Origin of the sequence: Bernardetia sp. Wsw4-3y2 (assembly GCF_037126295.1) — a bacterium.
GTDB lineage: Bacteria > Bacteroidota > Bacteroidia > Cytophagales > Bernardetiaceae > Bernardetia.
Genome location: NZ_CP147017.1, coordinates 2,177,251 through 2,190,486, shown reverse-complemented (window position 1 = coordinate 2,190,486; position 13,236 = coordinate 2,177,251). Strand labels below are relative to the sequence as shown.

The following is a 13,236-nucleotide window of genomic DNA, read 5'->3' as shown; positions in this document are numbered from 1 at the left end:
TTAACTTCATTTAGTAATAAAATGTTGTTTTTCAAGCATTTTACTTTTTTAAAACTCATACAAACGCTGCCCAATATTCAAACGTAGCCCTACTGAAAAAACTGTCGAACTCAAATCTCTAGCTACAATTGCAGATGTTTTGTTTCTCTGAATGACATCAGCATCTAAAAAAAGATTGTGATAAAGCTGATAAGTTGCTGTCAGACGACCAAACAAAATGCTTGTTTCTACGCCTTGTCCAATTGTATTTCCATATTCATTGGTATCATCTACATCTTCATTTGAGATAAGAAGATTACCTCCCCAGTTACTGCCATTCGAATCTTCTCCAGTTTTGGCATAAATAAATTTACCTGTAAGATTAAGTCTTGGAATAGGTTGATAACGCAAAATTCCCAAAAACTCCATAAAATTAGCTCCTAAAGGATGTGCAAGAGGTTGTCTGTAATTCACGAAATTAGAAAGCTGCTCATCAGAAGAGTGTGTGTAGGTATAAGGACGTACAATATTTGTTTCCATCTGCAAGTCCAAATTCTTGATATTTGCTACATCGATATAATTCAAGCCCAACTGAATACCATATTTATTTCCCCACCATCCATTATTATCTATCAATTCTCCTACCTTCAACTCATCCAATACAAACTGTCCATAAAGTTGAAAATCTTTTAAAGCAAGCCATTTAAAATCTGCGCCAACAAGTGCATTATCTATACTTCCAATTCCTTGTTCAACAGCACGATAAAAAATAAAAGGATTTAGATATGTCAAATCAAAAGTATCATTCTGTCCTTGGTCTTTTCGCCCATAAGCTACACTTTCAAAAATACCTAAATTAAATTTCTTAGAAAAATCTATACTCAAATGATGATAAATAACGTATTTTTTAGGATATAATGAATTTGCACGCTGCACATCAGCCACCATTTGTGTATAAAGATTGGTATAATTGATTTTCCAAAACTTAGTTTGAAGTTTCAAAAATAAATGAGGTGCTGCAAAATCTGATAAAACAAGCGAACGATAGCCATTTCCAATAAAATTTTTATCCTGTCCAAACTGTACATCCACTACTTTTGCTACATTAAAAGTAATATAACCTGTTGCTCTCAAAAAATCTACACCATTTTCTTTAAATGGTTTTGCAAAGGCTTCATTCGGAACTACAAAATTTTCTAAAGAACGATCAGGACTAAGTGAATCAATTAAGTTCTGTACATAACGGGGAAAAATAGCCTGTGTTTCGGTTACAGAAGCATAAAAACCAATACGACGAGCCACCACACCATGTACTTCTGCACCTCTAGTGTTTAAAGTAAGCATTTCATCTCTTGTATTATCCTTTCCAACTCCTAAATGTAAAATTGGATTGGCACGAATGACAAAATCAAACTGCCCTTTTTCCAATTTCATATCATAATTATCATTCAGAAATGAAAGAAAATCAGGTTTTCTTTTATAGAAATATTTCAAAATTCCTTTCTGTTTTACACTATCTTTTTTAGTAAACTCATAGTTATCAGTAAGTAAATAATTGATATTGAATTTATCAGATTGAGATAGAAATTTTGTACTATCATTTGCCAACGAGTCAGCAAAAAGTGCAATGTTATAGCGAGAAATTGGAAGTGTTGAGCTATGAAAAGGCTGAAAAAATTTACCTCGTTTTATTTCATAGCGTTTCAAAAGGTGATAATAATCTGTTTGATAAGGAACAAAACTAGAAGTGTTTGTTTGTGCAAAACTAGATTGAGCAGTAAAAACTAAACAACTCAATGTTATAATAAGAAAAAAGGGATAATAAATCTTCATTAGGTAATTACTTTTTTATAAGATTCTATTTACAATGTTTTTTAATTAATTCTTCTACTTCATTTTGGTCAGATTCATTTCCAAATTCTTTGTAACCTAAACTTTTAGCTTTTTGTAGAGATTCACAAGCTTTTTCTAAGTTATTAGTAGCAAAATAGTAATAAAATAAATTTTTGTAGGTATAAGGATTATTTTCTTTTAAATATAAAGAAGACATAATCATTTTTTTTCCTTCCTCATGTTTTTTGAGTCTAATCAAAGCAAGACCTGCATTATTGTATGCATAAGCTGATTTAGGATTTATTTCAAGGGCTTTTCGTGCTGCTTTGAGGGCTTTTTTATTTTTTGATATTTGTAAATATTCATAAGAGAGGGTTGTCTGAACTTCAAAGAGCATATTGTTGTATTTTAGGCTTTTCTTCAATTCTGAAATGGCTTTTTTGCTATTTCCTTGATTTGAATATATACGAGCATAGAGAAAATGAACTTTACTCAAAAAACGATTAGGTTTGTATTTTTTTAATAAATTATATGATACATCTAAATAAGTAAGTGCTTTTTGATAGTCACTTTCATTAAAACTCTTGAGAGCAAGTTCACGATATAAAACTCCATCAATTATTTGTTTCAAATCTTCTTTTGGTACTTCTGCTATTGCTTTATAATCTATATCTTTTGATGAACTATTTGTTTTTTCATCAATACTTTGAGGTTGAGCAAAGCAAGTTGAAAGAGAAAAACTAAATAATAAAATGAATATAAATTTCATAAGAAGACTTTTTTGAGAGAAATAATTGAAATAATATGGTTTGATTATTAGAGTGTTAGCAAAAGAATATTACTTTTTATATATCAAAAATCCAGAAATAGGCAGCAAGTCATTTTCGTATTCTTCGAAACGAACAGTTTTAGATATTTTTTTTAATTGATTTTCAAAGATAGATTTTTCTGCCGAATCTTTATCCAAATTTGAAAAAAATTGAGGAACAGAATTTTTGATTTGCAGAGGATAAAGGGAAATAGTATTTATTTTTTGACTTTGAATTTCAAAACCAACTAAAATACACCTATCTCTAAATTCTCCTTCTTGGTCAAAAACAAAATTGCCTAAGCTATAAAAAACAGGTTTTTGGTTTACAAACTCTATGCTTTGTGTTACGTGTGGGTGATGCCCAATAATAGCATCTGCACCTGCTAGAGTGAGCAAATGAGCTTCTTTCCGTTGCTCTGCTTTTGGCGAAAATTTATATTCTGTTCCCCAATGCAGCGAAATAATAATAATTGTTTGAGGTTCTTTTGCTCGTAATTCTTTTATTTTTTGTACTAATTCTTGTGTTGATAACTGGCAAATAGAAGGCTTATCTTCCATTCGAAACCAATTTTCTAAAGGAACTCTGACAATTGAAAAAATTGCAACTTTTTGATTATTTCTTTCTATAAAAACAGGCTCACAACTTTCAGAATGTGTTTCTCCATATCCAATTCCTATAATTCCAGCTTTTTTGAGAGAATTAAACGTGTTTGAAAGTCCTTTTCTATGATGGTCGTTGGTGTGATTGTTTGCTAAAAACAAATGTGTAAAACCTGCTTTTTTGAGAGAATCTGCATAAGTAGTAGGCGCACGAAAACTAAAACGCTTAGGAATAGGCGAAATTTCATCTGTCAGTGGACATTCCAAATTTGCCGAAATAAAATCATATTCAGAAAAAACAGATTGCACACTATCGAAGAGCGAAACAATTCCTTTTTTTTCTATTTCTATTTGCACTCCTCTATCCAATAAAATATCTCCACCAAAAAGTAACCTTATTGGTTTATTTTTATCAGAATTCTGACAAGAAAAACAGAGAAATAGACCTAAAAATAAAATTACAAAGTATTTATGTAAAAAGTATTTGAAAAAGATATTTAGCTTTGCTGCTTTATCAGGTTTCATTTCTCGATTTTCTCTATGAACTCTGTGTTTCAAAAATCATTTTTTCTTTTTATAAAGAATCGCAAAGATTTCGAACATAAAACCAGCAAAAGTGACAATAGGTCCTAGTGTAAGTCCTAAAAATCCGAAGCCATGTTTTGCATCTTCCATTGCCATAATGGTAAAGCCTAGTGTAATAATAACTACTCCAGCAATCATCATGATATAATTGATTTTTTCGAAAGCAAAAGCAGGGTTTTGTATATTTTCTACCTTATGAATAGGTTTTTTGTTAGGGTCAGGTTTTTGATATTCCATAATATAAATTTAGAATTAAGATTTTAGAAATTAGAATTGAAATTCAGAATAAAGTAGTGATAAGAAATTTTATTTACTTCTAAAATCTAACTTCTAAATTCTGACTTTCTTTTTGCAGCTTCCAATGTATTAAATAAAAGAGCTGTTACTGTCATAGGACCTACTCCACCTGGCACAGGCGTAATAAATGAACATTTTTCAGCTACTTCATCAAATTTTACATCTCCCTTGAGTGAAAAACCTGATTTTTTGCTTGCATCTGGAACTCGTGTTGTTCCTACATCAATGACAATTGCTCCTTTTTTTACCATATCTTCTGTTACAAATTCAGGTTTTCCAATGGCTGCAATGATAATATCTGCTTGTAGTGAAATTTCTTTTAAATTCTTGGTTCTGCTATGTGTAAGTGTAACGGTACAGTTTCCTACTTTTTCATTTCTTGCTAATAAAATGCTCATAGGCGAACCTACAATATTACTTCTTCCAATTACAACAGCATGTTTTCCTGAAGTTTCAATATTATATTGTTCCAAAAGTTTTACAATTCCGAAAGGTGTTGCAGGTAAATAACACGGTAAACCCAAAACCATTTTACCAATATTAGAAGGATGAAAACCATCAACATCTTTTTCTGGCGAAATTGCTAACGTTATTTTATCAGCATCAATATGATTGGGTAGAGGAAGTTGAACAATAAATCCATCAATATCTTCATTTTGATTAAACTCTTCTACAATTTTTAATAACTCTCCTTCTGTAATAGTAGCAGGAAGATGTTTGAGAGTAGAAGCAAAACCAATTTGTTCACATGATTTGACTTTACTATTTACATAGGTCTGACTTGCTCCATCTTCGCCTACCAAAATAGCTGCAAGATGTGGCGTTTTGAATCCTTTTTCTTTACGCTGTGCTACTTCAATAGCTAATTCTTTTTTGAGTAATTCGGCAGTATTTTTTCCGTCTATTAATTGCATGTAGTTTTGTAGAAATTTCTTCTTAGATAAGAATGAGTATAAAATACATTTTGATGCTTACAAAGGTAATTAATTCAAACTCAATTAAGAAGTTATGATTTTAGATTTAATCTTTTTTGATAAGTAAATAATTGGGCATAATTAGCGAGTGATTTTTATGATTACTATGATAATTACAGGATAATACATTAATACTTTTTTTTAAAATTTAAAACAACAGAAAGTATTTTTATTGTATTTATTTTGCATTTTATCATACAAATCACTTGCTAATCAGTTCTAGTAATTTTTAATTTTCTTTGACTAATTACATAAAACCTAACTAAAAATTTTAGAACTAATCCTCAAATTTCTCATACTATTTTTGTCCAAATATTCTGATTATTTCTTAATTGATTGAGTGTCTTGGCTTCATAACGCCAATGTTTGTTTGTCGTTATTTCAAAATCATCACAGACATACTTTGCAACTGACTTAGAAAAGTCTTGATATAAAAAAGAACTTTCTAATCTAATTACAAATCCCTCTACTTGCCTGTTTTTCTGATTTCTATATTCTTCAAACTTTTCTAAAATGGCTTTTTTATCATAAATTCCTTCATAAATAATGGTAGGATAAGAAATTCCAATTTTATCAAAAATGGCTTTTGTTGCGTGCCAAGATAAAGAATAATTTGATTCCTGATTTTGATTTTCTTGATTTTCTATCCAAATAGAATATCCTAAAAAAACACTTTCCAAATCTTGATAAGAAACAGTATGTTTGTAAAACATATTTTCACCACAAATTCGCCAATTATGAAACTGATTTAATTGAGGGATAATAAAATTTTGAAATCGTTCTAACCAACGATGAGATTCATCTTTCACACTATCTATCGAACGAGCATGCAAATGATTGGTGTAGATAGTTGTGTTTTCTCCATCCATTTTTTCTAGTACAACAATGTACTTTCCTTCAAAATCAGAGTCATCAATCAAAACTTTGTCGTCTGAACCACGTTTTGGAGAATAAGGCAAATGAAATGTACGAGGATATTTATAATAGCTTATTTGTTTTATTTGAGATTCCATTTTATATTTTTGTTTGCTTAGGTATAATTTGAGAAAACAAATTTTGTTTTATGCCTTTGATTTGCTAGTTTTCCTATATTTTTGACTAAAACAATACGTTTTTTTGAATCGTTCCTCTTTACACTTATAAATCATACAAATTTTTAGGAATTTGAAATATACTTTGTTCATCTATTCTTCTTAATACATTAAATCTTGGGAATTCGTCGTACTCTGAAAGACATTTTTAAAGCTATTTATAAATCTATTCCACTTATACGTACTTGGAATTGGTCTCGTCTTTTTCTGTGTATTATTATTTCCTGTTTTATATGGAGTTTTCAAGCTCTCAATAAAGATAATTATCATTCTACAATAAATTTTCCTTTAGTAATTAATTACGAGCGTCAAGATGTAGTTGCTTTAGAAGAGCCTCCCAAATTTATCTCTGTTCAAGTAAGTGGAAGTGGTTGGCGATTGCTTCAAAAAACACTTGGTTTTGGAATAACTCCTCTTCAAATAGAAATAGAAGACCCAACACAAGTAAAATATTTTACTGCCAAATCTTTAATGCCTGATATTGTACAACAACTTAGTGATGTACGAGTGGATTTTATTGCAGAAGATTCGATTCATCTCAACTATGATAGTACAATAAGTAAGCAAGTTTTACTTTTTATCGATAGTTCAAAAATTCCTTTAGCTAAAAATCATCGTATTGCTTCTCATATTTTTCTTGACCCAGATTCTCTAACAATTAGTGGTGCAGCATCTTTTGTGCGTGCCGAACCAGATAGTTTTGAGATTTTTTTAAATGAAAATACACTTGATGAAAATTATGATGAAATGATTGATATTTCTTATGAACCTCCTAGAAAAGTAAGTTTTTATCCACAAGGTGTACAAGTAAAATTTGATGTTGATTTGTATTTCAAAAAAACAATTACAGTTCCTGTAAAGCCTCTTAACTTCCCACAAGATTCTTCAGCATATCTTGCTCGTCAATTAGCTGTTGTTGAATATGATGTTAGAAGAACCAATGAAATGCTTACTATTCCTGATAGCTTATCTATTTTAGCAGATTACAAGAATAGAAATATGAATGATTCGACAATAGAACCTACTTTTCAGCCTCCTAGTTTTATGGAAAATGTAAAAATTATCCCTGAAAAATTGATTCTTATTTTTCCTAAAAAATTAAGTGATAAAAGAAAAAACAGATATAGAAGTGAATAAAATTTAAGAAATACTCTGAATCATTCACACGTTAAGATTCAATAAAAGAAGGATAAAAAAACTAAATTAAATTAAATTCATAACTTTAAAGTGATGATTGCTCGTTATGTTCGTAAATTGAGCTTTCAAATAAACGTATGTTAATGTATTCATTTGTTTCTGTATAAATTATGAAAAAAATTTTCCCCTCTTCGTTTCTAACTCTACTCTTTGTAGTTAGTATTTTTCTTTTCTCTTCTTGCTCAAATGTTTCTGCTCAGATAGAACAGCATTCGCAGTGGAAAACTTATACTCAGCCTAGTGATTTATCAAATGTCAAGGTAGGCGAAACAATAAAACTTTATTTTGAAGTAGATATTGAAAAAGACTGGTATGTATATTCTTCTGACTTTGATAAAAATTTAGGTCCAATAGTAACTGAAGTAGCTTTTGAAAAAAGTGATGCTTTTGAAGTAATTGGAGGTTTGAAAGCTGTAAGTCCTAAGAAAAAATACGATGACCTTTGGGGAGGAGAATATACATATTTTGTCAAAAAAGGTAAGTTTTATCAAGTTATAAAGATTTTGAAGCCTACTGCAACTATCAAAACTACCTTAACTTATCAAGAATGTTCAGAAGTTTCAGGAAAATGTATCATGCAAGAACCTGAATTTGAATTCAATATAAAAGCTCAAGCAACACAAACAGAAAAAGTAGAAGAAAAAAAAGAGGATAAAAACGATAATCAAACACCAACTACTGCACAAAATGACAAGGTTGATGAAAATAAAAACGATGATACAAATACTGAAATTTCAAATGTAGTCGAAATAACAAGCAATGATAGTTCACTCCTTGAAAATCTTACCAAAACAGAAACCACCCAGACAGAAACTGTAACATTAGACAAAACAAAAAACTACATTCCAGCAGGTGACCCTTTTAAAGAATTGCCAGAAGTTACGACAGATTTGAGTGGAGAGAGTGAGAGTTTGTGGGGATTTATGATAGCTGCTTTTTTGAGTGGTTTGGTAGCTCTTCTTACACCTTGTGTTTTTCCTATGATTCCAATGACAGTTTCTTTTTTTACGACACGAAGTAAAAATCGTTTTGAAGGAATTGCTCGTGCGATGTTTTATGGTTTTTCTATTATTGGACTTTATACACTAATTGGTTTTATTGTATCTCGTTTTTTAGGAGATGATGCAGCAAATATTTTGGCTACACATTGGATTCCTAATGTTTTGTTTTTTACAGTCTTTATAGTTTTTGCCATTTCATTTTTTGGGGCTTTTGATATTGTTCTTCCTACCAAAATGGTAAATAGTATAGACAAACAAGCTGATAAAGGAGGTTATGTAGGAATATTTTTTATGGCTCTTACGCTTGTGGTAGTTTCTTTTTCCTGTACAGGACCTATTGCAGGAAGTATTTTGGTAATGTCAGCACAAGGAGAAGTTATCAAACCTGTCTTGGGAATGTTTGCATTTTCTTTAGCTTTTGCGCTTCCTTTTACGCTTTTCGCTATTTTTCCTTCTTTGCTCTCTAGTCTTCCTAAATCTGGAGGTTGGTTGAATACTGTTAAAGTAGTTTTAGGTTTTATAGAGTTAGCTTTAGCGTTTAAGTTTTTGAGTGTAGCTGACCAAGTTTACCACTGGGGAATTCTTGACCGTCCGATTTATATTGTAATTTGGATGTCGACAGCTTTCTTTTTGGGTCTTTATCTTTTAGGAAAAATTCGTTTGCCACATGATAGTGTTATTGAAAAATTAGGAGTTGGAAGACTTTTGATGGCGATTGCTTCTTTTGCTTTCTTTTTATACTTAATGCCTGGTCTTTTTGGTGCGCCACTTAGTCCACTTTCGGGATATTTGCCACCACAAAGCACCAACGAATTTGATTTGGTTGCGCTTATTAGAGGAGAAGAAAGTACATCAGTAAATAGCAAAGCAAAGTATTCAGATATTTTACATTTGCCACATGGCTTAGAAGGTCATTTTGAGTATTTTGAAGCTATAGAAGCAGCTAAACAAGCTAATCAACCTCTTTTTATAGACTTTACAGGACACGGCTGTGTAAATTGTAGAGAAATGGAAGCATCAGTTTGGAATCAGCCAGAGATTTTACCATTATTCAAAAATGAACTTACAGTTGTTGCCCTTTATGTAGATGAACGTCAAGAACTAACAGAAGAAGAAAAATATACCTCTGATAGAAATGGAAAAGAAGTAACCACAGTAGGAAAACGAAATTCAGATTTTCAGATTCGTCGTTTTGGACAAAATGCTCAACCTAATTATTTTATAATTAATCCTTACACACATCAGCCATTAGTAAAACCTGTTGGAAAAGTTAGCACACAAGAGTTTCAAGCATTTTTGAAAAAAGGAATTAAAGAATTTCAAAAACAGCGTTTGAATAATGGATTGTAGAAAAATAGGATTTTGAGAAAAAACTTGTAATGCTGTTCTAGGACTAGACACTACCAAAATAAAAAAAGAGGCTGTCCGAAAAGGTCAGCCTCTTTTTATGCAGCTATTTTTTGTAATTCTTCTTTTTGGTTGATTTTTTTGATGATGCAAACAAATTTTGTCTTTTGGTGATTTTTTTGAGTATAAAAAAAGGTGCAAAAAGATGATTTTTTAGAATTGAAAGTATTTTTTAGCTTATCGGCAGTTTTTGCCACCATTTTTCTAAAATTATGCCCAAGAGCCATCAATAGAAACTCCATTTCTACTTTTGCTAATCCCTTAAAAGTAAATCGATTAAACTTATTATTATATTTGAGATGCCCAAAAACAGCTTCTACTTCTATAGGGCGTTTACTGCGCTGCTCTAATCCTTTCTCACTAGTTAGTAAATTTCTAGCTTTCTCTTTTAGTTGGTTTAAACGATGATTCACTTGTATTATTCTATTGCCTTCAGCTTTATGACATAAATTGCGAAGAGGACAATCTTGACACCTTTTTGCTTGATAATAAGATACTTGCGATTCGTATCCATTACTTGAAGTACGTTTTCCATCTCTTATTTTCTTCATTCTTTGCCCCATCGGACAGACATAAAAATCTAATTCTTTGTTGTAAAATAAATTCTGAACTAAAAAAGGATTATTTTTCATTTTCCTTTTTTGCTCTTTATGGAAATAATTGTACTTAACGTAGGCAGTAATTTCTTTTTTTTCAAGTAATTCATAATTTTCTTCACTTCCATAACCTGCATCAGCTACTACTTCTTTACTTTGTTTATTGTACTGATTTTCAAATCCTTCTAAATGAGAGGATAAAGTGGTGGTATCTCCTGCCGTTTGATGAATAGAAACGTGGGTAATAAATTGATTTTCTGTGGACACTTGAGCATTATAAGTAGGTTTGAGTTGTCCATTTTTCATGTGATCTTCTTTCATCCGCATAAAAGTAGCATCCGTATCTGTTTTACTATACGAGTTTCTACAACCTAAAATTTTCAGAGACTCTTCATATTTACTTAATCTAGGAAGATATTCATCTTGCATTTTTTTTAGTTCTCTTGCCTGTTGTTTACTCGGTTCTTTTAGTTTTTTATTGATTTGAGCGAGTTTTTCTTTTAATAATTCTGAATCTAATGGAGTAGATACTTCTTCTTTATTTTCTTCTTGATTATCTGATTGAATACTACTTTCAATATCAGATAAAATTTTATTTACTTTAGTTTCTAACTTTTCTTTATTTTTTTCAATACTACCACGCCAAACAAAAGTATAACGATTAGAACAAGCCTCTATTTTTGTTCCATCAATATATTGAACATCAAGACTTACATAACCCATTTCAACCAACATTTTAACAACTTCTCCAAATAAACGATGAATGTGTGCCTTCAAAATTTTACCTCTAAAGTCATTAATTGTTCTAAAATCTGGTGTAGAATTGCCTGATAAATACATAAAATGAATATTCTCCCCAAGAGCTTTAGCTATTTTACGACAAGAATAAATATTGGATAAATAAGAATAGAATAGCACTTTAACGAGCATTCTTGGATGATAAGCTGAACAACCTCCACCTTTGTATTGAGAAATCAAATCGCTAATATCCAATGAATCAACCACCTTTTCAACTAAACGAACAGGATGGTGAGCTGGAATTTTGTCAAATATATTGACAGGAAAAAGTTCGGGCTGCTTACCACTTTGGTTTTTGAAAACTACTTTTGCCATAGGCTATATAACGTTAGTATAAAAGTATATATACCTCGAAAATAAAAAAAATTAACCATAAAAAAAAGGCTATCCGTACTTTTCGGACAGCCTCTTTTTTATTATCTTGTGGACCATATTGCACCACGGTAAAAATTATAAAAGCCTGATTAAGTGAGGTTTTAGCACGTAGCTAAAACAGTCGTGTATAAACTAGTGTATAATAATTAAGCAATACTACGATAAATAGTGTCTTTTTCTGCATCATTATTATTCACAAGCTCACTTTCTATACACGCCTTATCCTTTCCCAATTCAATAGTCATTCTATCAAATACTTTTTTTTGAAACTCTATGAAGTCAGTTTTTAACTGGCTTATTTCATTTTGCAGAGTATCAACTTTTTGTTGAGCTTCTAAATATTTTACTTTCCAATAATCATCTTTTGTTTCTACTACTTCTTTTTTTACTTCTGGTAATTCAACACCCTCAAGTTCTGTAAAAAAATATGACAACTCAACATTAAAAATTTCGCATAGGCGAATAAGCAAAGCTGTTTCTATTGTGTCTCTTTCAAATAGTCTTTGCAAAGTAGGACGGCTTATATTTAACTCTAAAGCCACTTTTGTTTGACTAATATCAGAGTTGTCAATTAACTTTTTGATTTTTTTTCCTAACATAACATTCTGATTTACAATATTTTAAGTGATTTTTTTGGTAATTGTAAAAATTATTTACGTAAAATATTTTTACAGTAAAGTATTTTTACATATATTTGTTACATAGATACAAACGAATGACACAAATTTACACAATTTTGTAACGTTTTTCAGTATGTCGTATCTATTTTTTTTACAATTAATCTATTAATTATGGCACAAGCAACCGAGAAAGAAGAAAAACTCACTACAATTTCGGCACGAAATGTAACGAGAAAAACAAAAAGAGACTTTTTGAAAGTTCTCAAAAAAGAAAAAGTAGGAGGGCAATCAGATTTTATAAACTGGTGTGTCGATTTGGCAAACTCTCCACTTAGTAAAGAATTTTTTGAAGCTCTTAGAAATCTAAACGCACGATTAGAAAATGGCGAAATACACACAGGAACAAGAGGCTAAACTTTCTATTCTGACAAGAGAGTACAAGAGATTGACAAAGGCAATGGAAAGACATCCTGAGGACAGGAAAATGTACAAGGAACAGAGAGACAAAGTAGTAAAGCAAAAGGCTGCTATTAGAAACGAAAACTAAATTATTCACTCACTCAGTTAGATTTTGTTTATATGAAATTTTGGAAATTAAAAACAACAGATAAATATGTAGCTGAATTTGATAGATACATTATTTTAGTTGATTCGGATTCTGTACAGAAAACAGAAGATAAAGACATTTTAGATGACTACAAAAAAGAAATATCTAGTAGTACGTTTTTAGAGAAATACAGAAGTACATTATTAGAATATGAAAAATGTATATTCTTTAATCTTTAAACTAAATTATTCACTCACTCAATTTTTATTTATTCAAATTATGGCAAATTCAGAATTAGACCACGCAAAAGAAGTTCAAAAATTAATAAGCTATTATGAGCAGGAACACAATATAAATATTGTTGCTCAAATTGGCATTGAAAGTAAAGATTCTATTAAACATGTATTTACAGCTGTAGGGAATGCAAAGTTTATTATAAACTGTTTTATGATGTTTAAAGATAGAGAGAAAAGGTTTATTGAAGAAGAACTTCTTAAACAATTTTAATTATTCACTCACTCAATT

The 13,236-nt window shown here is 30.4% G+C and carries 14 protein-coding genes; 6 read left to right on the top strand and 8 right to left on the bottom strand.

Features of this window, described 5'->3' with window-relative positions:
• Positions 1-48: 48 nt before the first annotated feature.
• The 6 genes from V9L05_RS08845 to V9L05_RS08820 form a co-directional block, all read right to left on the bottom strand.
• A complete protein-coding gene (locus V9L05_RS08845) occupies positions 49-1,776 on the bottom strand; it encodes a hypothetical protein (protein WP_338815190.1) in 1,728 nt (575 codons plus the stop codon).
• Positions 1,777-1,837: 61 nt separating this feature from the next.
• Positions 1,838-2,581 (bottom strand): tetratricopeptide repeat protein, encoded by a 744-nt coding sequence (locus tag V9L05_RS08840; RefSeq protein WP_338793652.1) that lies wholly within the window; start codon positions 2,579-2,581, stop codon positions 1,838-1,840.
• Between the two features lie 69 nt (positions 2,582-2,650).
• Positions 2,651-3,748 carry a CapA family protein gene (locus tag V9L05_RS08835; RefSeq protein ID WP_338815189.1) on the bottom strand — a complete coding sequence of 366 codons (1,098 nt, stop codon included), beginning with the start codon at positions 3,746-3,748 and terminating at the stop codon, positions 2,651-2,653.
• 36 nt (positions 3,749-3,784) lie between these two features.
• On the bottom strand, positions 3,785-4,045 hold the full coding sequence (locus tag V9L05_RS08830) for a DUF3098 domain-containing protein (protein WP_338793654.1): 261 nt from the start codon (positions 4,043-4,045) through the stop codon (positions 3,785-3,787).
• 86 nt (positions 4,046-4,131) lie between these two features.
• The gene (locus V9L05_RS08825) at positions 4,132-5,019 is read right to left on the bottom strand and encodes a tetrahydrofolate dehydrogenase/cyclohydrolase catalytic domain-containing protein (protein ID WP_338815188.1); all 888 of its coding nucleotides are present in this window, start codon (positions 5,017-5,019) and stop codon (positions 4,132-4,134) included.
• Positions 5,020-5,372: 353 nt separating this feature from the next.
• Positions 5,373-6,092, bottom strand: coding sequence for an RNA ligase family protein (locus V9L05_RS08820; protein ID WP_338815187.1), 720 nt, complete (start codon positions 6,090-6,092; stop codon positions 5,373-5,375).
• A 195-nt stretch (positions 6,093-6,287) separates the two neighbouring features.
• Between V9L05_RS08820 and V9L05_RS08815 the strand changes: the two genes are divergently transcribed.
• The gene (locus V9L05_RS08815) at positions 6,288-7,307 is read left to right on the top strand and encodes a hypothetical protein (RefSeq protein WP_338815186.1); all 1,020 of its coding nucleotides are present in this window, start codon (positions 6,288-6,290) and stop codon (positions 7,305-7,307) included.
• A gap of 170 nt (positions 7,308-7,477) precedes the next feature.
• Positions 7,478-9,718 carry a cytochrome c biogenesis protein CcdA gene (locus V9L05_RS08810; protein WP_338815185.1) on the top strand — a complete coding sequence of 747 codons (2,241 nt, stop codon included), beginning with the start codon at positions 7,478-7,480 and terminating at the stop codon, positions 9,716-9,718.
• A gap of 95 nt (positions 9,719-9,813) precedes the next feature.
• Here the strand turns inward: V9L05_RS08810 and V9L05_RS08805 are convergent, their stop codons facing one another.
• Positions 9,814-11,484: an IS1182 family transposase gene (locus V9L05_RS08805; protein ID WP_338812820.1), complete on the bottom strand. Its 1,671-nt coding sequence runs from the start codon at positions 11,482-11,484 to the stop codon at positions 9,814-9,816.
• 206 nt (positions 11,485-11,690) lie between these two features.
• The gene (locus V9L05_RS08800; RefSeq protein ID WP_338815184.1) at positions 11,691-12,143 is read right to left on the bottom strand and encodes a helix-turn-helix domain-containing protein; all 453 of its coding nucleotides are present in this window, start codon (positions 12,141-12,143) and stop codon (positions 11,691-11,693) included.
• Between the two features lie 192 nt (positions 12,144-12,335).
• On the opposite strand from V9L05_RS08800, the gene V9L05_RS08795 reads away from it, so the two are divergent.
• From V9L05_RS08795 to V9L05_RS08780, 4 genes are read left to right on the top strand one after another with little or no spacing between them, the layout of a single operon-like run.
• Entirely contained in the window at positions 12,336-12,578 is a 243-nt protein-coding gene (locus tag V9L05_RS08795) for a hypothetical protein (RefSeq protein WP_338815183.1), read from the top strand.
• On the top strand, positions 12,547-12,711 hold the full coding sequence (locus tag V9L05_RS08790) for a hypothetical protein (protein WP_338815182.1): 165 nt from the start codon (positions 12,547-12,549) through the stop codon (positions 12,709-12,711). The genes V9L05_RS08795 and V9L05_RS08790 overlap by 32 nt, the downstream gene beginning before the upstream one ends.
• Positions 12,712-12,743: 32 nt before the next feature.
• Positions 12,744-12,950 carry a hypothetical protein gene (locus V9L05_RS08785; RefSeq protein ID WP_338815181.1) on the top strand — a complete coding sequence of 69 codons (207 nt, stop codon included), beginning with the start codon at positions 12,744-12,746 and terminating at the stop codon, positions 12,948-12,950.
• Positions 12,951-12,990: 40 nt separating this feature from the next.
• Positions 12,991-13,218: a hypothetical protein gene (locus tag V9L05_RS08780; protein ID WP_338815180.1), complete on the top strand. Its 228-nt coding sequence runs from the start codon at positions 12,991-12,993 to the stop codon at positions 13,216-13,218.
• Positions 13,219-13,236: the final 18 nt, after the last annotated feature.

What these genes read in the sequence shown, in the direction of transcription:
- V9L05_RS08840 (WP_338793652.1), bottom strand. Translation starts at nt 2,581, where the DNA reads ATGAAATTTATATTCATTTTATTATTTAGTTTTTCTCTTTCAACTTGC.
- V9L05_RS08835 (WP_338815189.1), bottom strand. Translation starts at nt 3,748, where the DNA reads ATGAAACCTGATAAAGCAGCAAAGCTAAATATCTTTTTCAAATACTTT.
- V9L05_RS08830 (WP_338793654.1), bottom strand. Translation starts at nt 4,045, where the DNA reads ATGGAATATCAAAAACCTGACCCTAACAAAAAACCTATTCATAAGGTA.
- V9L05_RS08825 (WP_338815188.1), bottom strand. Translation starts at nt 5,019, where the DNA reads ATGCAATTAATAGACGGAAAAAATACTGCCGAATTACTCAAAAAAGAA.
- V9L05_RS08820 (WP_338815187.1), bottom strand. Translation starts at nt 6,092, where the DNA reads ATGGAATCTCAAATAAAACAAATAAGCTATTATAAATATCCTCGTACA.
- V9L05_RS08810 (WP_338815185.1), top strand. Translation starts at nt 7,478, where the DNA reads ATGAAAAAAATTTTCCCCTCTTCGTTTCTAACTCTACTCTTTGTAGTT.
- V9L05_RS08805 (WP_338812820.1), bottom strand. Translation starts at nt 11,484, where the DNA reads ATGGCAAAAGTAGTTTTCAAAAACCAAAGTGGTAAGCAGCCCGAACTT.
- V9L05_RS08800 (WP_338815184.1), bottom strand. Translation starts at nt 12,143, where the DNA reads ATGTTAGGAAAAAAAATCAAAAAGTTAATTGACAACTCTGATATTAGT.
- V9L05_RS08795 (WP_338815183.1), top strand. Translation starts at nt 12,336, where the DNA reads ATGGCACAAGCAACCGAGAAAGAAGAAAAACTCACTACAATTTCGGCA.
- V9L05_RS08790 (WP_338815182.1), top strand. Translation starts at nt 12,547, where the DNA reads ATGGCGAAATACACACAGGAACAAGAGGCTAAACTTTCTATTCTGACA.
- V9L05_RS08785 (WP_338815181.1), top strand. Translation starts at nt 12,744, where the DNA reads ATGAAATTTTGGAAATTAAAAACAACAGATAAATATGTAGCTGAATTT.
- V9L05_RS08780 (WP_338815180.1), top strand. Translation starts at nt 12,991, where the DNA reads ATGGCAAATTCAGAATTAGACCACGCAAAAGAAGTTCAAAAATTAATA.